Genomic DNA, 18,969 nt, shown 5'->3' on the forward strand with positions numbered 1-18,969 from the left:
CCGTTTCCTTCGGCAGAGCCGCGCGCCAGTTGAGACGTTTTCGTCAACAACTTTTAAGATTTTCCGTTTCGATCATAACATTGTGGAAAGTAGAACATGAACGCGCCAATGAGGCCATCGTCGTGCCGATGCGCCTTGGCGCGCCAGCGTCCGACATAGGCGTCCCAGAGCTTCGCCTTCCGTGAAGCGATGAGCGCCGAGAGGCCGCGATCAGGTTCGAGGGTCTTTTCGATATCCTCGGGATCTAGATCCTCGATCAGCATTTTGACGGCGCCCTGCATTCCGGCCAGCGTGTCGAGCTGATGGCGCTTGAGATCGTCGAAACTTTGCCGCAGCGCCGGGGCGGCGGCGAGATAGCTGCGTGTCGGCGGCCCGAACATCAGGCGCAGCGCATCGCGCGCGGTCGGCGAAAATTTCAATGGATTATTGTCCGCGGCCTGGATCGTCGTCTGGTTGGCGCTGCGCGCCAGGCGTTTGGCTTCGAGCCTCGCTTGCAGCAGCTGTTTGACGTCCCCGGCGACGATCTTCATCAGGCCGCCAAGCAGAGCTGCGAGCTCCTCGGGGTCCTGTTGCGCGATCGCCTCGACCGGCAGGTCGGCGGCCTCGGCGAAGCGGCGCAGGAATCGCGCTCCGGCTGCGTCGCCCGGCTCTGTTCGAGCGTGCGCGGGGGACACGGAGGGCGCGGAGGGCGGAGCAGCGGCAGGCTCTGGCGCTGCTAGGTTCTCTTCCTCGCTCGTCCAGATCGGACGGCGCGGACTGGGAACGGGCGGCGGCGCTTCGGGCTTGGCCGGCGCAGGGGGCGGCGGCAGCCAGCTCGCGTCTTCTTTTGCGCCGGCGGACGCGGCCGTCGCTTGCGGCGCATCGCGCAACGGATCAAAGACATCCATCGCCCAGTCGAGAAAATCAGGGGCGTTGGGGCGATCCGGGACAGGTTTGAGGGAGCGCGGATCAATCGGCGCCGGCGACGGCCCCTCGCTCTCCCACAAATCGGCGGCGACGGGCCGCGCCGGCGCCCTTGCGGCCTCGCTCGCCGCCTCTTCATCGCCATCGAGAGAGACAGAGATGATATATTGGCCAATCAGAATGCGGTCGCCATTGCGCAGCCGGTGCGGCTCGCGCATGCGCGCCGGCGCGTCGTTCAGGAACGTGCCGTTCGACGAGACGTCCGTGAGAACATAGGCGCCGTCCGTATAGCGGATTTCGCAATGCTTGCCCGAAATGAAGCGGTTCGGATCCGGCAGCGTCCAGTCGAGATGCGAGTCTCGGCCGATGTCGATGCCGCGCCGGCCCGACACGACAATGCTGACCGGACCGCCGTCAGGCAGGTTTGTGACATTCTCGATTGCGAGCTTCAGCGCCATATGCGTTCGCCTTCGTCACCGCGGTCCTACTCAGCGGACTTGAGCATGATCGCTTCCAGTTACATCGATCCCGCCCATCCTTGTGTTTGTTTTCCCACATCGCGTCATCTCTGGAGGGAGGCTACGCGAGAGCGAATCGCATGCCCCCTTCGAGCCAGCTGCGCTGAACTTCGGCGCGGCTTGCGGCGGGCAGCGCGTTCCCCCCGAGAATCAGCGCGACGCGGATCGCCTGAGCCGTCGCATGCTGCGGCGACGGCGCGGAATGCTTGCCGTCGATCGGCGCCATCCCGCCGGCCCATCCCGCCGCGAACGCCGTCCAGGTCGCCGCCTCTCTTGGGTCCGAGCGGGTTGCAAGATCGAGCGCGCGCAGACGGTTGCGCTCCTCCGGTTCATTGACCCAGGCCTCGGCAGCGGCGATGCGGATCTCATCGGCCGGCCGCGAAGCTTCGCTTTGGCGCAGACACTCGCAGCCCCACGCCACAGCCTCGCGCCGGGCGAGCAGATAGGCGCAAAAAGAAAGCGCCGCCTTCATCGCATTGGCGTCTGACAGCGAGCGTAGAAAATCGAGGCTGCCCTGTTCGCTCGCGGCGACGCCGACATCGCCGCGAGCGGTCGGATAGGTCTCGTAAAGATCCTGTGCGGTTTCAAAACGCAGTCGCGGCATGACGCCCCCCCAAGTCGCGCTCAGTTGATCTTGATCATCGCAGCGGTCAGATTGATCATCATGCCGCCGCTGACCTCGGTCTTCATCGCGGACTGGAGCGAGATCATCGGCGAGTTGATGGTGATCTGCTGCGGCTCCATGGTGATCGTGCTGGCCCCGACGGTCAGCGTGATCTTCTGCATCGCCTCAATGCTGATTGTCTCGAGCACGCTGACATCCTGCTTGCCCTGAATGTCGACCTTCTGATTGCCCGCCTCGATCGAGAGATTGTCGCTGCCGTTCTTCAGCGTCGTCTCGCGCGAGGGGTCATCCCGGCCCGAAAAAATCTCGCCGATCTCGACGCTCTGCGCGCGGCGAATGACCACCTCATGATCGCGCTCGCCGTGCATCCTGATTTTCTCGGAGCCCTTTTTGTCCTCGAACATGAATTCATTGTAGCCGCCGTGACCTTTCGACGAATCGGACTTAAGCCCCGACTGCGTCTTGTTGGCCGGCATCTCATAGGGAAATTTATTGTCGGCGTTGTAGACAGCGCCAGTGACCAGCGGGCGGTCCGGATCGCCTTCCAGAAACTCGACGACGACTTCCTGCCCGATGCGCGGGATGGCCTGGCCGCCCCAGCTCTTGCCGGCCCACACCTGCGCGACGCGCGCGCGGCACGACTGCTTGTTCTTGCGGTCCCAATAGAAGCGCACAAGGATGCGGCCATGCTCGTCGACGTCGATCTCCTCGCCGTCCTTGCCGACGACTTTCGCCGTTTGCGGACCGTGGACGATCGGCCGCGGCGTCGTCAGCGGCGCGCGAAAATTGATGTCGCTCGGCAGGAACTCATAGTTGCCCGAATAGGGCTGTGAGCCGGCGGAGCCGCCCGACCGATAGGATTGCATCGCATAGGAATGCATGGCGCGAAGGATCAGATATTCCTTGTTCTCCGAACCTTCCGGATATTTTTCAAGAGTGACCAGCGCGCCCGGAAAGAGGCTGATCGCGTCGCCTTCGCCGTAACGGCGCTTGTCCATCGCCTGCTCCGCCTGCAGTCTTATTTTCGCGTAGGTCTCGCCATCGTTCTTCTTTTGGAATTTGCCTGGATAATCATAAATTTCCATCTTCGATTTCATGTAGGACGCAGAGCCCTGCGCGTCGCTTTTGAGGTCGGCGTTCGGCTGCAGATAATCATAATCATTGAGTTCGAACTTGCCGCTCCGGAAACGGCGCTCCGGCGTCCATTTGAAGATGTGCTCCTGGTCGCGCCGCGTCTGCTTTTCATCGGCGATGAAGGGAATTTTGGCGTGGCCCGGCGCCGGCTTATGGGAGGATTTCGCGTCCGCCAGCACCAGCGTGTGCTTGTCTTTTTGATATTCGAAGAAATAATAGACGCCATGCTGCTCCATTAAGCGGCAGACGAAGGCGAGATCGGTCTCGCGATACTGGACGCAATATTCGAGTTTCGGAAAATTGCCGGTGGTCGCCACGCGATAATCGGAAAAGCCGCGGTCGCTGAAGACTTTCTTGATGATGTCGATCGCCGTCTGATTTTCAAAGATGCGGCAATCGCTGGTGCGCGACAAAAGCCACAGCCAGGGCCGCAGCGTCAGCCGGTAAAGATAAAGACCCGCTTGCGCGCCAAGGCCTTGCGCCTCCACCAGCACGCCGTTGAAGATGCGATCGGGATCGGCATAGGATTTGAAGGTCATCGAGCAATTATTGCCGATCGCCTTGTCGAAATCGACATTCGACTGCTCGCTTAAGGCTTCGACGCGGAACTCGAAAAGTTCGCTGAGGCCTTCGGAGCCGTCGAAGCGAACCGCGACCAGCGCATCCTTGCCGAGAGGCGTTTCAAGGGATGCGATGCGGCTGTCTTGGGTAAGCTCGGAAGCCATGCGAACCTCGGGGTCTTGCCCAGTTTTGCTTGACGATACCCAACTATGGGGGCACAGTCGAGCGATTAAAAACGAGTGATTTATTGCATTCTGGAGGCAGTACGGGCGGCAACGCCAAGAAATAGACTGTATATCGCAAGACCGCCGCAGGTTGTTCCCGTTCGCCCTGTCCGTAAAGTCTCAATGGATATCCCCTCCCGCAGGAAGAGGCATGTGAGCCCTTGGCCATTGCTCCGCACGACGCCGCACTTTCGCCCGAGGCGATGACAGCGCCGCTGTCTGAGGCGGAGCCTTGCGGCCCGGATCTCGATCTCGCTGGCGACGCCGACTACATGAACTTCATGGCGGCGGGCGAAGGCCTGCTGCCTGCGACTTTCTACTCGGAGCGCGACGGCGCCCCCTTCGATCGGACACAGGTGGATTTTGCTGGCGAGTTCGCCAAGATCGCCGGTCTGAACGATCGCAGCCGTGATCTTCGCCTTCTCGTGCTGCTCGCGAAATTCCGCATCCTCGACAAGGATCTTCCTGGCTTCCTCGCGGCGGTCGAGGCGATCGCAACGCTTTTGGAAGAACGCTGGGAGGCTGTGCATCCGCAGGGGGAATACGGCGATTTTGTCCTGCGCATGGTCGCCGTGCAATCGCTCGACGATATGGCGCCAGTCATTCTGCCGTTGCACTACGCGCCGCTTTTCGAGCACAAGCGATTCGGTTTTCTCACCTATCGCATGCATCTGCTCGCGGCGGGCGACGCGGCGCCGCGCGGCGATGAGGACAAGCTCGATTCCAGCTCCATCAAGCGCGCCTTCGAGGAGGTCGACGTCGCTGCGCTGATCGAACGCCGCGACGAGTTCAAAGCGCTCGGGCGCGCGCTGGCGCGCATTAAGTCGGCCTTCGTCGAGCATGTCGGTCTCGTCAACGCCGTCGCGTTCCCAAAGCTCGCGCCGCTGGTCGAGAACATGCGCGCGCTGCTCGATGCCTATGTCGTGCTGCGCGATCCCTCCGCCGGCGACGCAGCTCCAGCTCCCGCGGCGGCGGAGAGCGGCGAAGCGGCCGCAGCGCCCGCGAGCAGCGGCGATGTCGCGAATTTCAAGGACGCGGCCGCGGCCCTCAATGCCGTCGGCGCCTATTATATGCGCTTTGAGCCATCCAATCCGGCGCTGCTTCTGGTGCGCCAGGCCGAGCAGCTGATCGGAAAATCCTTTCTCGACGTCATCCGGGTGCTGATCCCGGCTCATGTCGAAGAAACCGCTGTTCAGATTGGGCGCGCGCACGTTTTTAACCTTCCGATCGAACGATTATCAGATTTTGCCCCCGTCGAAGAGCTAGATTCGTCCGACGATGCCATTTCCAAAACATTTGAAGTAACAACGAGGGATAGTGCACTGCAATTGCTTGCGAGAATCAGTGCGTTTTATCACCAGGCTGAGCCTTCTAGCCCGATCTCCTTTTTGGTCGAGCGCGCGCGCACGCTGACGGGGCGCGATTTTCTTGGGCTCCTCAAAGATATGCTTCCGCCGGATACGCTGAAATCTCTCGATACGGGAAAATAAGCGAACGCAGCGGCTATGAGCGCCCGATTCGCTGGATGCGTTCGCGGCGCATTTTCACGCCATGCGGCGCCGACAGGTCCGGAGTCAAATCCGAGATCGGCGTCCTTGTTTTAAACTTGGCCATCTTGCATCACCACGCGAATGGATAGGCTCAGGATTGCTCCGATCCTCAGCGCCCGATGATCGGCGTCGCCGTCCCTTCCTTCTGTGCCGCCGCGCACGCAGCCAAATTTTCAATCCTGCGATGGTCAAGATCGCCTCGGTCGCGATGCAGACGCGACTTTTCGCCCAGGATGGAGCGAGGCGCGGAGCCATCGGGTGGATTTCCCGCCGGAGCGCCCCAGTGAAGAGAGTTCAGTCTCTCCGGTATTACAATGGCAATTTTACATCTTTTTTTTGTCATTAATATGGCTTCACAGTGATGCCGAAATGCTTAAAAGTTGTATTTCCAATCGTGGCGCGCGCCTTTGAATTTTAAGCGAGCGCTTGTTGTGACCAACCACACATTCACGACCTCGTGGTTCAGCCATAGTCTAGCAGCGTTTGAATTGGCGTTTCCGTGACATGAATCTTCATAGAACTCGATTGGGTCAATACGCAATTGACCTGGTCCATTTTCGCGCTCAACCTGATATAATGAATAATGCAGCTTGAGCCATGTCGCACCGACCCGGAAATTGAAGGATGAGTAAGATGGCAGGTGACAGTGGGCAGAGATTTATTGGACGCAACCGTCCTCCGCGGGTGCAGATCGCCTATGAAGATCCCTATGACGCGGAGCGCAAGATCGAGCTTCCCTTTGTCATGGGCGTGCTCTCCGATCTGTCTGGTCCAAATCCGGGCGTCGAGAAGCCGGAGGTCGCCGACCGCGGCTTCGTCGATATCGACATGGACAATTTCGACAATCGCATGGGCGCGATAGAGCCCGGCACGTCTTTTACCGTCCCGGACCGGCTCGGCGAGGATAGCGACGCCAGGCTTTCCGTCAGCCTGCGGTTCAAAAAGATGGAAGACTTCAGCCCAGCCGCGGTCGCGCGGCAGGTCCCCGCCTTGGCGAAATTGCTGGAGGCGCGCGATCAGCTCGCCAATCTCCTGCGCTACATGGACGGCAAGGTCGACGCCGAGACCCGGCTCAAAAAGTTGCTGAGCGATCCTGAATTAATGGCGGCGCTCAGAAATCGCGCCATCGCTTCGAAAGAGGCGGAGCCTGACGCCGCCGGAAACGCCGAAGGCGCCGCTTGATTTTTAGGAGGGGAAAATGGCAGTCGACACCAATCTTGCGGGGCAATCCTCCCAACCTCAGCCCGGCGTCGAAACGCGCGACGTCGATGAGTTCGCAACGCTTCTGAAACAGAGCTTCAAGCCGCGTACCGAGCGCGCCGAGGCCGAAGTCGAGAACGCGGTTTCAACGCTCGTGCAACAGGCGCTCGCCGATCAGAGCGTCATCAAGACGGATGTGCTGGATACGATCGAATCGATGATCGCCCGGCTTGATGAAAAGCTCACCGCGCAGATGAATGACATTCTGCACGCGCCGGCCTTCCAGCAGATGGAAAGCACCTGGCGCGGACTGCATTACCTCGTCTTCAACTCGGAGACCGACGCGCAGCTGAAAATCCACGTGATGAACGTGTCGAAGACCGAGCTCTACAAGAATTTGCGCAACTATCCGGGCGCGCGCTGGGATCAGAGCCCGCTGTTCAAACGCATCTATGAGGCGGAATTCGGCCAGCTCGGCGGCCAGCCCTATGGCTGCATGATCGGCGACTATGAGTTCAGCCATCTGCCAGCCGACGTCCAGCTGATGCGCGACCTGAGCAAGATCGCGGGAGCGGCGCATGCGCCCTTCTTCGCTGCCGCAGATCCGACATTGATGGGCATGGACAGCTGGACCGAGCTCATGAATCCGCGCGATCTCTCGAAGCTTTTCGACACGCCGGAATATGCGGCCTGGAAAGGCCTGCGCGACGCCGAGGACTCAAAATATATCGGCCTCTGCATGCCCCGCGTTCTTTCTCGCGTGCCTTACGGCGCGAAATCGGAGCCCGTCGAGGAATTCGCTTTCGAGGAAGACACGGACGGCCACAAGGGCGAGAAATACGCTTGGATGAACGCGGCTTACGCGATGGCCGTCAACATCAATCGCGCCTTCAAGGAATATGGCTGGTGCACGCGCATCCGCGGCGTGCAATCGGGCGGCGAAGTCATCAATCTGCCGACCCACACTTTCCCAACCGACGACGGCGGCGTCGACCTCAAATGCCCGACGGAAATCGCGATCAGCGATCGCCGCGAGCATGAGCTTGCCAAGTCGGGTCTGATCCCGCTGATCCACCGCAAGAACACCGACAAGGCCGCGTTCATTGGCGCGCAGTCGGTCTACAAGCCGAAAAAATATGAAGGCAAGAACGGCGTCGAGGCGACGGCTTCGGACAATCTGAAAGCCCGCCTGCCCTATATGTTCGCGGTGTCGCGTTTTGCGCATTACCTGAAGTGTATGGTGCGCGACAAGATCGGCGCGACCAAGGAAACCGAAGAGCTGCGCATCTGGCTGCAGGAATGGATCACCCAATATGTCGACGGCGATCCCATCGGCTCATCGGAATCCGTGAAAGCAAGGAAGCCCCTGGCGGACGCGCGCGTCGACATTTTCCCCGATGAGGAAAACCCCGGCTACTATGCGGCGCGGTTCTATTTGCGCCCGCATTATCAGCTCGAGGCGATGGATATCGGGCTCAGCCTCGTCTCGCGGCTGCCCGCAGTGCAAAAATAACCCCAGCAAGTATTGTGTGATCTAGCACCTCTTTTGAACGAAATAATAGCTAGATTTACTTTGGATGCAGTTTTTGGACAGCATCAATAGGCGCTCAATTCAATAAAGGGGATGAAATATGTCTGGTGACCTTTTTCTGAAGCTCGACGGCATCGAAGGCGAAAGCGAAGATTCAAAGCACAAGAACGAGATGCAGATCGAGACCATATCGTGGGGCGTCTCCAACGCCACATCCTTCTCTCATGGCGGCGGCGGCGGCGTCGGCAAGGCCCATCTGCAGGACATCCATCTGACCAAGAAAGTAGACAAGGGCAGCCCGAAACTGTTTCTCGCCTGCGCCAACGGCGAGCACATCAAATCGGCGATCCTGACCTTCCGCAAGTCCGGCAAGGAACAGCAGGAATATCTGAAGATCACGCTCACCGACGTCATGGTGTCGTCGATCTCGTTTCAGGACCACGCCGCGGGCGGCGATCTTGCGCATGAAAGCATCTCGCTCGCCTACGCCAAGATCGAGACGGAATATAAGCCGCAAAAGCCCGACGGAACCCTTGGCGGCGCCGTCACCACGGGCTGGAACATCAAGGAAAACAAGAAAGTCTAAATGGGTATGGCCGGCGCTCCAGCATCACAACCGGAGCGCCGGAGCTTTTTCAGCCGCCGGCGTCCGGCTCGCTCCACCGCACAGGATTGTCGTCGGATGTCCATGACACCGCGAAAAAACCGGCTCAGTCCGCCGTTCATGCACGCCTTTCGCAGCGCCTTCGACAAGAAGGATGCGCGCGAAAAGCTGGATCTTCGCGACGAGGCCGGAGATCGCGTCATCGCCGCGCGCCGCGCCGCCGTCCGGACGACCATCAGCGAACCAAATTTGCGCCGTGAAGTCGCAAGAGACCTCGAAGCTCTCGTCAACACGGTGGCCCTTCAGTCGACGCAAGATCTCGCCGAGTTCGAAGAGGTCCGCAAATCCATCCTGAACTATGGTTTGCCCGACCTCATTCATCGCAGCATCGACGAAGCCGGCGTCGATCATATTGAGGGCGAAATCACCGCCGCTTTGCAAAGCTATGAACCCCGCCTTGTGGCTGGCACCATTGAAGTGTCGCGCGACGCCTCTGTCGACAAGGACGAGCTCAAAGTGCGCTTTCTGGTGCGCGCCGATCTGTTGTGCAATCCCGTCAACGTCCCGGTGGAATTCATCGCCGACGTCGAACTCGACGGCGGCGGCGTCGTCGTCAAGAAAGCCTGAGCGCATGAACCGTGAATTCCTCGATCACTATGATCGCGAACTGAAGCTGCTGCACGAACAGGCGCGTGAATTCGCGGAGGATTATCCGGGCGTCGCCGAAAGGCTCGGCGGCCTTCTCGATGAACGTATGGACCCGATGATCGGCGGCCTTCTCGAAGGCGCGGCCTTTCTCGCCGCGCGCGTGCAGCTGAAGCTCAAACATGAGTTTCCGGAATTCACCAACAATCTTCTCGAGCAGCTCGTTCCTGATTATCTCGCCCCGACGCCGTCCGTTATCCTCGTGCGCGCGCAGCCCCCCTTCGAGGATGCGGCGCTGCGCGATGGACAGCCAATTGCGCGCGGCTCCTATCTCGAGGCCGTCTATCGCGAACAGGACCGACAGGTCGCCTGCCGCTTCCGCCTGACCTCGAAAATTACATTGCTGCCCTTTGAAATCACCAGCGCCGAATATTTCGGCTCCCCCGCGCCGTTGCAGGCGCTCGGCGTTCCGGTAGGCGCCGACGTGCTCGCGGGCCTGAAGATCTCGCTGACCCACCGCAGCGCGAACCGTATCGAAGATGAGCCAGGCGACGCCGAGGCGGCCGAACGCCCGGATCTCTGGTTCGACGGCTGCCGCGTCAATGAGCTTCCGTTTCATTTTCTGGGACCGGAGCAGGATGCGATCGCGCTTTACGAACAGATTTTCGCCAGCGCCAAGGGCGTCTATTTCCGCTGCCTTGATTCGTTTGGCGATCCGATCGTCATCCCGGCCGGTCCAGAACTGATCGAGCAGCTCGGCTTTCGCGACGACGAAGCGCTTTTTCCAAAAAATGATCGCATCTTCGCGGGCTTTGAATGGCTTCGTGAATATTTCATTTTTCCGCGCAAATTCCTCGGCTTTCGCCTGACTGGGCTACGCCAGATCTTCGCGCGGCTGGCCGCGCGCAACATCGACATCATCATCAGCTTCAAGGAAATCAACCCGCGCCTGCAGGTCGCGGTAACGCCCAGAATCTTCGCCCTTTACGCCGCGCCGGCGATCAATCTCTTTGAAAAAACTACCGACCGCGTTCAGGTCAAATCCAACCAGCACGAATATCATGTCGTTCCAGACCGCAGCCGCTATCTCGACTACGAGCCGCATCGGCTGCTCAGCGTCGTCGCCCATTACCGCGGCGGCGCGGACGCGGCTCCCGTGCGCCCGCTCTATTCGGCCGAGGCCGAGGCGGGCGGACACGACAGGCTCTCCTATGCGATCCGCCGCATGCCCCGGCGGCGCACGGCGCGCGAAAACAAATATGGACTGTCTTCGGATTATATTGGCACCGACATATTCATCGCGCTGGTCGCGCCCCCCGGCGAAGAGCGGCCGGTCGCCGAACTCAGCGTCACCGCGCTTTGCTCCAATCGGCACCTCACCGAGCAATTGCCCGTCGGGCAAGGCGGCGCGGATTTCCGTCTCATTGACAATACCGCGATCGATCTTCATTGCGTCGCCGGACCAACGCGTCCGCGTGAGCCGATCGTCGCGCAATTGCGCAGCCGCGGCGAATCGGCCTATGCCGGCAAAGTTACCTGGCGTCTCATCAATCTCTTGAGCCTCAATCATCTCGGCCTCGTCGAACGCGGCGCCGGCCGCAATGCGCAGGCGCTGCGCGAAACCGTCTCAATGTTCGCCGATCTGTCTGACAGCGCCACCGAGAGGCGCATTCGCGGGCTGCGCAGCGTCGACAGCCGGCCCATCGTGCGCCGCATCCGCCAGGCGGGCGGCGTTGGCGTCGCACGCGGCGTCGAGGTCAGCGTGACGATCGACGAGAAAGCCTTCGAGGGCAATGGCATTTTCCTCATCGGCGCGATCCTCGATCGCTTCTATTGCGAATATGCGGGCTTCAATCATTTCACCCAGACCGTGATCTTGAGCGTCGATCGCGGCGAGGTGATGCGCTGGCCGGTGCGCGCCGGATTGCGGAGGCCGCTATGAGCTTTTCCGGCATCGAGGAAGAACCCTGGCGCTTCGATTTCTTCGCCGTGCTGCGCGCGCTCGAACGCTGCCATCCGGACTTGCCGCGCATTGGCGACGCCGGCGCGCTGCGCGAGGATTACGCCCGGCTGGGCCAAGATCCTTACATGGATTTTCCCGCCTCGACGCTGAGCAAATTCGAGCGGCTCGACGATCAAAGCGCGCGCATATTGACGAAATTCCTCGGCTTTCTCGGGCCGCAAGGCGCGTTGCCATTGGCGGCGACCGAGGAAGCCTATGGCTGGCTGCTGGCGCAGGACGACGCCTTTCCACGTTTCCTCGACATCATCAATCATCGCTTTCTGCAATTGTTCTTTCGCGCCTGGGCGGACGCGCGGCCGATCGCACAGCATGACCGGCCGGACCAGGACCGTTTCGAGACCTACGTCGGCGCCGCGGCTGGCCTTGGCTCACCGGTGTTCCGGAACCTCGATAGCGTCGAGGACCGCGCCAAGCTGAGCTTTGCAGGACTGTTTGGAGCGCAGGCGAAATCCGCGTCGCGTCTGCGCGGCTTTATCCGGGGCCATTTTCATGTCGAGGCGGAGATCGTCGAGTTCGTGGGCTCGCGCCTCACGCTCGACGAAGCAGACCGCTCAAGGCTCGGCTCGGCCTCGCTCGGCGTCGATACGCTTATCGGCGCGAGCTTTTACAGCGTGCAGGACAAGATACGCATCCGCATCTATGTGCCTGACATGGAGGCCTATCGCCGCTTCCTGCCGGAAGGCGAATTCTGCGAGCCGCTTGCCGATATGGTTTACTTCTATGTCGGCGAGGAGCTCGATTGGGATCTCGAGCTTGCGATCCCGGCGAAATCGGTTCAGCCCGTCAGGCTCGGGCGTTCCGGCGATCTTGGCTGGACGAGCTGGCTGGCGCCAGATTGGACCGCGGCGGAGGCCTATCGGCGCGACGCGCGCTTCCATCCGGCCGAAAGAATGCGCGAAAAGCGCGCCAAGGCATCGCAAGGCAAGGCGGGGGCACATCATGGCTGACATCAGTCTCGAGGCGGTGACCGGCAAGCTGAACAGGGTCGGATACGAGACCTTCATTCAGGCGCTTCGCCACGCGAAAAGCAGCGGCAACCGCAACGTCGAACTGGCGCATTGGCTCGCCCATATCCTGCAGAAGGAGCGCTCCGACCTCGCCCTCACCGCTGATCATTTCAAGCTCGATCGGGCAAAACTCGCAAGCGACATCGCGAGCGCTATCGACGGGTTTCGCCGCAACGAAACCGAAATGCCGGGCGTCTCCAACACCGTGGTCGACCTGCTTGATCGCGGCTGGCATTATGCGACGCTGTTCTTCGGCGAAACACAGATTCGCACCGGCCATATTCTCGCCGGCGCCATGAAGTCGCTGGAGCTCCGGCGCGCCTTCACCTCGATCTCGCAAGAATTTGCAAAGATCCCGGCCGACGCGCCGACCAATGAGCATCGCTCGCTCTGGACCGGATCGGAGGAGGAAAATCTTCAGCCAATGGACGGCTCCGGCCTCAGCGCTGCCGGCACGCCTGGCGCCGCCGAAGCGCAAGGCGCCAAGGGAACGACCGCGCTCGACCGTTTTTCGCAAGACCTCACCGCAAAGGCCGCGACCGGCGAGATGGACCCAATCCTCGGCCGCGATGATGAAATCCGCCAGATCATCGATGTGTTGATGCGTCGGCGCCAGAACAATCCGATTTTGACGGGAGAGGCCGGCGTCGGCAAGACCGCCGTCGTCGAAGGGCTCGCGCAAAGAATCGCGGCGGGCGATGTGCCTCCTGCCTTGCGCGGCGTCAAGCTTCTCGCGCTCGACATTACACTTATGCAGGCGGGCGCCTCGATGAAGGGCGAATTCGAGCAGCGCCTGCGCTCGGTAATCGATGAAGTGCAAGCCTCGCCAACGCCAGTCATCCTCTTTATCGACGAGGCGCATACGCTGATCGGCGCGGGCGGCGCGGCTGGCACGGGCGACGCCGCCAACATCTTAAAGCCCGCTCTCGCGCGCGGAACGCTGCGCACGATCGCGGCGACGACATGGGCCGAATACCGGCAGTATTTCGAAAAAGATCCCGCGCTGACGCGCAGATTCCAGCCCGTGCAGATCGACGAACCCGACGTTGCAAAGTGCTGCACCATGTTGCGCGGCATTCTGGGGCCCATGGAAAAACACCACAAGGTGCGCATATCCGACGCGGCGATCGTCGCCGCGGTCAATCTCTCGCAGCGCTACATCCCGGCCCGGCAATTGCCCGACAAGGCGGTGAGCCTTCTCGACACCACATGCGCCAGGGTTGCGATCAGCCAGAATGCGACGCCAGCCGCGGTCGAGGACGCGCGCGTCGCTTTGGCCGCGCTCGAAGCCGAAAAGGCAGCCCTTCTCGCCGACGCCGATCTCGGCGCCATGAATGAGGAGCGCGTGAGTGAGATTGACGCCGAACTCGCCGAACTCAAGGAGACAATATCGACCCTTGAGGGCGAGTGGAGCGAGGAGCAAAAGCTTATCGGCGAAATCGTCAAGCTGCGCCAAGGCGCGGGCGACGCGCAGGAGGACGGCCGCGACAGACGGGAAGAGCTGAAGCAGAAGATTGCGGCGCTTGAAGGCGTCAACCCTGAAAAGCGCATGATCTACGCGCATGTCGATGAGCAGTCCGTCGCGGCCGTCGTATCCGACTGGACCGGCATTCCCGTCGGGCGGATGGTCAAGGACGAGATCGAAAATGTCCTGCGCCTGCCTGAGATCTTGAACAAGCGCGTGGTCGGCCAATCGCATGGGCTTGGCATGATCGCCAAGCGCATCGAGACCAATCGCGCAAGGCTCGACAATCCTTCAAAACCGATCGGCGTCTTCATGCTCTGCGGACCGTCGGGCGTCGGCAAAACGGAAACGGCGCTGGCGCTCGCCGAAGCGCTTTATGGCGGCGAACAGAACATGATTACGATCAACATGTCGGAGTTTCAGGAGGCGCACACAGTGTCCTCCCTGAAAGGCGCGCCGCCGGGCTATGTCGGCTATGGCGAAGGCGGGCGGCTGACGGAAGCCGTGCGGCGCAAACCCTACAGCGTCGTGCTGCTCGATGAAATCGAGAAAGCCCATCGCGACGTGCATGAGCTGTTCTTCCAGGTCTTCGACAAAGGCGTCATGGAGGATGGAACCGGCCGGCGGATCGACTTCAAGAATACGCTCATCATTTTGACGTCGAATGTCGGAACCGACGTCATCATGGAATTGTCAAAAGATCCGGCCTACGCCAATGACGCGGAGGCGCTTGGGGCCGCGCTGCGCCCCGATCTCCTGCAGGTGTTTCCGGCCGCCCTTCTCGGCCGGCTCGTGACGATCCCCTATTATCCCCTGTCTCCGGCGATGCTCTCCGGCATCGTTCGTCTCCAGTTGGGCCGCATCGGCAAACGCATTCGCGACAACCATAACGCAAGCTTTACCTACGACGACGCGGTGGTCGATCATATCGTGTCGCTCTGCAACGATCCGGATTCGGGCGGCCGCATCATCGACAACATCATCACCAATACGCTGTTGCCGGCGCTCTCGCGCGAGTTCCTGAAGCGCTCTCTGGCAAAGGAAGAACTAAAGGAAGCGCGCGTAACGATGGAGAACGGCGCCTTTGCCTATGCGTGGGGGTAGCCTTCGGATTACGCCATCATCAGCCCGAGCCGCGCCAACCCATCGACTGCAGCCGCCGTGCGCGCGGTCGCGGCGGCGGGCGCTATGCCGGTGCGCCTTGCCATTTCATGGGCAAGATCATCGCGCGTTCGCGTCCCGTCCATCAACGTCACGAAGGCGCGCACAGCCGCGTCCTCCATCTGAACGGGCTTGTGGCGCAACGAGGCGAGGAAGCTCTCGCCTTGCGCGGCCTGCGCGCGGGCGAGCGGACTGGCGATCGGACGCTCGCCGGGCGCCGCCGTGAAGCGCATCGGCTCCGTTTGAAGCGCGACGATCCGGCTGACGAAAAGCCGGAGCAATGGCTCGGCGAGCGTCGGCTCCGACGCAATCGCGTCAAGCGGAACACATTGGGGAAAAGTTTCGCCGAGGTTCGTAAGGACGGTAGCGAAGCGCCGATCCTGAGTAACGATTTCAGCGCCATTATGAGCGCGGAACGCAAAGCCTTCCATCTCATCGGCGCTTGCGCCGAGAGGGGTTAGATCAGCGCTCGCCCAAAGGCCGCGCAGATGTTCATGCCGCGGTTGCCGATCGATTTTCCCCGCTCGGCAAAAGATCGACCGACGGAAGCGCCGCATGTCGGCAAAATCCAGCAGTTGCTCGAAGCGCGCCCAGTCCTCTTTGGATTCGCTCAGAAATTTCTTGGATGGAAACAGAGCTTCGGCGCTGAGGCTTGGCTTTGCGTCGCAAAGATATTCGAGACCTTCGGCGCGCGCCGCCGCCGCGACGTCAACAAGGAGCTGCGGCGCGTAAATATCGCCGAGTTCGTCATGATATAATACCGCCGGAGGACGTTTCAGCGCGTCACGCGCTTCCTCAATCAATGCGCTTTGAAACGGATCATCCTGCGACCACAAATCGATATAGCGCGCAAGGGCCTTTCGCGCTGCGTCGAGCTTGAGAGCGGGATCTTCGATATGCCGCGTCGCATCGCGCAGCAAATCGCGCAGCGCCTGCCGCAAGCGGCAGCCCGGATAAACATTATAGCTGACATAGAAAAGGCCGCCCGGCCGCAGACAGCTCGCTGCGAGCCGCATCAACGCCTCCCGAACGGCGGGCGGAACCCAGGCGTAGACTCCATGCGCGATGACGTAGTCGAATTCTCCGAGCCCCAGATGCGCCTGCGTGATATCGCGCTGAACAAGGCTGACATTGGCAATCCCCGCGGAGCGCGCCATGTCGCGGCCAGCCGCGATCGGCGCTTCAGCCAGATCAAGGCCGACGAACTCCGAGTTCGGGGCGCCTAGCGCCATGCTCATCAGATTGACGCCCTCGCCGCAGCCGACTTCCAACACGCGGCAGGCGGAGAAAGGCGCAGCGGCGCGCCCAAAAAGCGTCGCGAACGCGCCGAGACTGGTCGGGTGCGTCTCGGAAACAGGCCAGTTGGGGTAGCGGACGAGATCGTAGGGATTCATCACTCGCGCGTCTCCGCAGGCTTCAGTCCGCGCCCGCGAACCTAAGGGGTGATCGAATAGGATTTGACGGCGAAAGACCATTGCGGATCGGCCAGCGGCGCGCCGGCGTCGCGGCCCGCTATGCGCAGACGCCGCGCGGCGTCACAGAGAAAATTCGCCGCCGCGTTTGTGCCGATCATCTCCTGCGGCACATCGGGGAGATCGACCACATGCACCGGCTTTGGGCTGAGCAGCGCGAGGATCAACCCTTGCCCCGCCGGCGCCTCGGCGATGTATTCGAAATGCGCGAAGGGATTTGAAAGATCGGGAATGGCGACGGGCTTTCCAGGTTGAACGAGATTGGCGTTCTCGCTCGCGCCAGCCGGCAGCGCCATAGAGTAGAGGTTGGGGTAGCGCTGTGTGACTTTGCCGGATGCGTCGACGTCAACGAGGATCAGATAGCCGGGCTTTTTCGTCGTCACGCGAAACACCACCTTGGCGCCGATGGCGAATTGATCGGAGGGCACAATGTCGATCGCAACGCCGGCGGCATTGTCGGCGGTGATTTCACTGAGGCTCGAAGGATTGACCACCGTGACGTTGCGCGTCACGCCCTGAGCGAACGCCCCGGCGCTTGAAAGGCTCAGAACGGCTGCGAACGCCACTGCCTTCTTGATTGAATCCATTGCCCATTCCTGTCTCTGTTAGAAGGACTGCCGGCCATGAACCGCCTTTTACGGCGCCGTGAAGACGCCAACCGATCCGAGCCTCATTCCGGCGTCGGCGTATTGCGACAAGATCCTGACAAGCTGCCCCGCGGTGCGGCGCGCGTTCAACTTGCCCAAAGCCTGTTCGAGTTGGGGCATGCGCTCCGGCGCAGTTATGGCGACGATCTGATCAGCGCCGAACGGTCCGCGAACCTTGATTGGGAGCCTGTATTCCGGCTTGTTCATCAGCTCAGCTTCCGACTCATTTTGCGGATAAAGCAGTTGAACCGTGCCGTCGCCGGCGAGATTGAAGAGAAGCAGCGAGCGATTGCTCAATTGGTCGATCGCGACCTCGACCTGGCTGCCAAGATGATGCACCTTATTGTCCGGCAGGAGCAGGATCGGCTGGACGGATCGCGCCGCCATCTGCTTCAGGGCGCGCACGGCGGCGGCTCGATCTATGACGCCCGGCAGCTCATCCTTGCCGACTTCCCGCGCGATCACATCGCCGCCCGAGATCACGTCGCCGGATTTCGGGTCCCAGATCAGTTCAGGGTTCTGGTTTGGCGCAACGGCCTCGAACCTCGATTCGAGCGGGGTCACGTCAGCAAGTTGCGCGCTGGAGCCATCGAGAACGGCGACGCGCACGGGACGTTGCGGAGGAAATGGCGGCGGGGCGCCTGCCGGCGTAGCGCGCGCAGCGCCGCCGAGAGGGATATTGGCTGCGACGGCTGACGGCGCTGAGCCCGGCGGCGTGACGAAAGTGACGGAGCGGGATAATTCGACGACCGGTTCAGTATTGACGTCGAGCCTCGGCGCGCTCGCAGACACGATCGTCTGGCGTTGATCGGAGAGCTGATAAGTCAGCTGGCGGACATAGGCAAAAAGTTCCTCGATCGTGATTTTGCCATCGCCATTGGCGTCGGCCGCGCCCTCAAGGGCGCGCGCGAGAGCATAGCTGAGGGCGCCGCGATAGCCGTCGACGCCGGGAACCTTGATTTCCGGGGCCTTGCTGTTCTTGTCGACAGCCGCGAGAAAGATGGTCCGGGTAAAATCAAGCTCAGTGGCGAAAGCGTCCGAGGGCGTCGAAACAGGCTTCAATTCATCGTCCGAAATCGCATAGGTGGGCACGGAGCGATAGATCATTTCAGATCCGCGCGGATCGACCTCGCGCGCGAGGCCGCCGCCGGAGCAGGTGTCGGCGACGAACAGCACGCGCGCGCCGCGCGATTCAAACGCTTTGATGAGGTGGTTGAATTCCTTGTCGAGGATGCGCTGGCGCGTGCCGGCGCCCGCCGTGTCGAAACCGGCGAGCAGAAACACTGCGTCCTTACCATCGGCTTCCGATCCTTTGACTCGTTCCGGCTCCTGTGCGCCATGCCCCGCGATCGACAGGATCACGAGATCGCCCGGACGAATGCGGGCGCTGAGATCATCGACGTTTTTCAGAATTGAGTCGCGGTCCGCCTTGTCGTCATAGAGCGCTGTGACATCCTGCACGCCCATGGCGCGCAGCGAAGTTTCAATGTCGCGAGCATCAGCTGCGGCCCCTTTGAGGCGCGCGAGATGCTGATACTGATCGACGCCAACGACGATCGCATGGACCTCTTTGGGGTTCTCGACCACGACGGCAGGCGGCGCTGCGAAGGCCGCGGGGACGCCGATGAGACTTGCAACGAGGCAATGCCGCAGCAGCATGGAAAAGCGTGAAAGGAGCGACATGTTTGCCCTTGAGTTT

General features: G+C 61.2%; 14 protein-coding genes. 8 read left to right on the forward strand and 6 right to left on the reverse strand.

Going from position 1 to position 18,969, the window contains the following annotated elements; translation table 11 throughout:
* Window positions 1-53 precede the first annotated feature (53 nt).
* The 3 genes from tagH to SIN04_RS13545 all read right to left on the reverse strand — a co-directional run bounded on the left by tagH (window position 54) and on the right by SIN04_RS13545 (window position 3,905).
* A complete protein-coding gene (gene tagH, locus SIN04_RS13535; protein WP_134489988.1) occupies window positions 54-1,361 on the reverse strand; it encodes a type VI secretion system-associated FHA domain protein TagH in 1,308 nt (435 codons plus the stop codon).
* Window positions 1,362-1,482: 121 nt separating this feature from the next.
* Window positions 1,483-2,025 (reverse strand): DUF6931 family protein, encoded by a 543-nt coding sequence (locus tag SIN04_RS13540; RefSeq protein WP_134489990.1) that lies wholly within the window; start codon window positions 2,023-2,025, stop codon window positions 1,483-1,485.
* Between the two features lie 20 nt (window positions 2,026-2,045).
* The gene (locus tag SIN04_RS13545) at window positions 2,046-3,905 is read right to left on the reverse strand and encodes a type VI secretion system Vgr family protein (RefSeq protein WP_134489992.1); all 1,860 of its coding nucleotides are present in this window, start codon (window positions 3,903-3,905) and stop codon (window positions 2,046-2,048) included.
* A gap of 221 nt (window positions 3,906-4,126) precedes the next feature.
* Here SIN04_RS13545 and SIN04_RS13550 point away from each other — a divergent pair, with 221 nt between their 5' ends.
* The 8 genes from SIN04_RS13550 (at window position 4,127) to tssH (ending at window position 15,094) form a co-directional block, all read left to right on the forward strand.
* The gene (locus SIN04_RS13550; RefSeq protein WP_134489994.1) at window positions 4,127-5,455 is read left to right on the forward strand and encodes an ImpA family type VI secretion system protein; all 1,329 of its coding nucleotides are present in this window, start codon (window positions 4,127-4,129) and stop codon (window positions 5,453-5,455) included.
* A gap of 693 nt (window positions 5,456-6,148) precedes the next feature.
* Window positions 6,149-6,697: a type VI secretion system contractile sheath small subunit gene (tssB, locus tag SIN04_RS13555; protein ID WP_134489996.1), complete on the forward strand. Its 549-nt coding sequence runs from the start codon at window positions 6,149-6,151 to the stop codon at window positions 6,695-6,697.
* 16 nt (window positions 6,698-6,713) lie between these two features.
* The gene (gene tssC / locus SIN04_RS13560) at window positions 6,714-8,228 is read left to right on the forward strand and encodes a type VI secretion system contractile sheath large subunit (protein WP_134489998.1); all 1,515 of its coding nucleotides are present in this window, start codon (window positions 6,714-6,716) and stop codon (window positions 8,226-8,228) included.
* A 118-nt stretch (window positions 8,229-8,346) separates the two neighbouring features.
* Complete coding sequence (locus SIN04_RS13565; protein ID WP_134490000.1) at window positions 8,347-8,832, forward strand: Hcp family type VI secretion system effector; 486 nt, start codon at window positions 8,347-8,349, stop codon at window positions 8,830-8,832.
* Window positions 8,833-8,928: 96 nt separating this feature from the next.
* Window positions 8,929-9,477, forward strand: coding sequence for a type VI secretion system baseplate subunit TssE (gene tssE, locus SIN04_RS13570; protein WP_134490002.1), 549 nt, complete (start codon window positions 8,929-8,931; stop codon window positions 9,475-9,477).
* 4 nt (window positions 9,478-9,481) lie between these two features.
* Window positions 9,482-11,437, forward strand: a complete 1,956-nt coding sequence (gene tssF / locus SIN04_RS13575) for a type VI secretion system baseplate subunit TssF (protein WP_134490004.1) — start codon at window positions 9,482-9,484, stop codon at window positions 11,435-11,437.
* On the forward strand, window positions 11,434-12,465 hold the full coding sequence (gene tssG, locus SIN04_RS13580) for a type VI secretion system baseplate subunit TssG (RefSeq protein ID WP_134490006.1): 1,032 nt from the start codon (window positions 11,434-11,436) through the stop codon (window positions 12,463-12,465). The genes tssF and tssG overlap by 4 nt, the downstream gene beginning before the upstream one ends.
* Window positions 12,458-15,094 carry a type VI secretion system ATPase TssH gene (gene tssH / locus SIN04_RS13585; protein WP_134490009.1) on the forward strand — a complete coding sequence of 879 codons (2,637 nt, stop codon included), beginning with the start codon at window positions 12,458-12,460 and terminating at the stop codon, window positions 15,092-15,094. Before tssG ends, tssH begins: the two co-directional genes overlap by 8 nt.
* A gap of 8 nt (window positions 15,095-15,102) precedes the next feature.
* Here tssH and SIN04_RS13590 read toward each other — a convergent pair whose 3' ends face one another.
* Genes SIN04_RS13590 through SIN04_RS13600 form a run of 3 tightly spaced genes read right to left on the reverse strand, consistent with a single transcriptional unit; the run spans window position 15,103 to window position 18,953 of the window.
* Entirely contained in the window at window positions 15,103-16,545 is a 1,443-nt protein-coding gene (locus tag SIN04_RS13590; RefSeq protein WP_244605982.1) for a class I SAM-dependent methyltransferase, read from the reverse strand.
* Window positions 16,546-16,586: 41 nt separating this feature from the next.
* The gene (locus SIN04_RS13595) at window positions 16,587-17,210 is read right to left on the reverse strand and encodes a DUF4384 domain-containing protein (protein WP_134490013.1); all 624 of its coding nucleotides are present in this window, start codon (window positions 17,208-17,210) and stop codon (window positions 16,587-16,589) included.
* A 48-nt stretch (window positions 17,211-17,258) separates the two neighbouring features.
* The gene (locus SIN04_RS13600; protein WP_341263973.1) at window positions 17,259-18,953 is read right to left on the reverse strand and encodes a caspase family protein; all 1,695 of its coding nucleotides are present in this window, start codon (window positions 18,951-18,953) and stop codon (window positions 17,259-17,261) included.
* Window positions 18,954-18,969: the final 16 nt, after the last annotated feature.

Origin of the sequence: Methylocella tundrae (assembly GCF_038024855.1) — a bacterium.
GTDB lineage: Bacteria > Pseudomonadota > Alphaproteobacteria > Rhizobiales > Beijerinckiaceae > Methylocapsa > Methylocapsa tundrae.

What these genes read in the sequence shown, in the direction of transcription:
- tagH (WP_134489988.1), bottom strand. Translation starts at nt 1,361, where the DNA reads ATGGCGCTGAAGCTCGCAATCGAGAATGTCACAAACCTGCCTGACGGC.
- SIN04_RS13540 (WP_134489990.1), bottom strand. Translation starts at nt 2,025, where the DNA reads ATGCCGCGACTGCGTTTTGAAACCGCACAGGATCTTTACGAGACCTAT.
- SIN04_RS13545 (WP_134489992.1), bottom strand. Translation starts at nt 3,905, where the DNA reads ATGGCTTCCGAGCTTACCCAAGACAGCCGCATCGCATCCCTTGAAACG.
- tssB (WP_134489996.1), top strand. Translation starts at nt 6,149, where the DNA reads ATGGCAGGTGACAGTGGGCAGAGATTTATTGGACGCAACCGTCCTCCG.
- tssC (WP_134489998.1), top strand. Translation starts at nt 6,714, where the DNA reads ATGGCAGTCGACACCAATCTTGCGGGGCAATCCTCCCAACCTCAGCCC.
- SIN04_RS13565 (WP_134490000.1), top strand. Translation starts at nt 8,347, where the DNA reads ATGTCTGGTGACCTTTTTCTGAAGCTCGACGGCATCGAAGGCGAAAGC.
- tssE (WP_134490002.1), top strand. Translation starts at nt 8,929, where the DNA reads ATGTCCATGACACCGCGAAAAAACCGGCTCAGTCCGCCGTTCATGCAC.
- tssF (WP_134490004.1), top strand. Translation starts at nt 9,482, where the DNA reads ATGAACCGTGAATTCCTCGATCACTATGATCGCGAACTGAAGCTGCTG.
- tssG (WP_134490006.1), top strand. Translation starts at nt 11,434, where the DNA reads ATGAGCTTTTCCGGCATCGAGGAAGAACCCTGGCGCTTCGATTTCTTC.
- tssH (WP_134490009.1), top strand. Translation starts at nt 12,458, where the DNA reads ATGGCTGACATCAGTCTCGAGGCGGTGACCGGCAAGCTGAACAGGGTC.
- SIN04_RS13590 (WP_244605982.1), bottom strand. Translation starts at nt 16,545, where the DNA reads ATGAATCCCTACGATCTCGTCCGCTACCCCAACTGGCCTGTTTCCGAG.
- SIN04_RS13595 (WP_134490013.1), bottom strand. Translation starts at nt 17,210, where the DNA reads ATGGATTCAATCAAGAAGGCAGTGGCGTTCGCAGCCGTTCTGAGCCTT.
- SIN04_RS13600 (WP_341263973.1), bottom strand. Translation starts at nt 18,953, where the DNA reads ATGTCGCTCCTTTCACGCTTTTCCATGCTGCTGCGGCATTGCCTCGTT.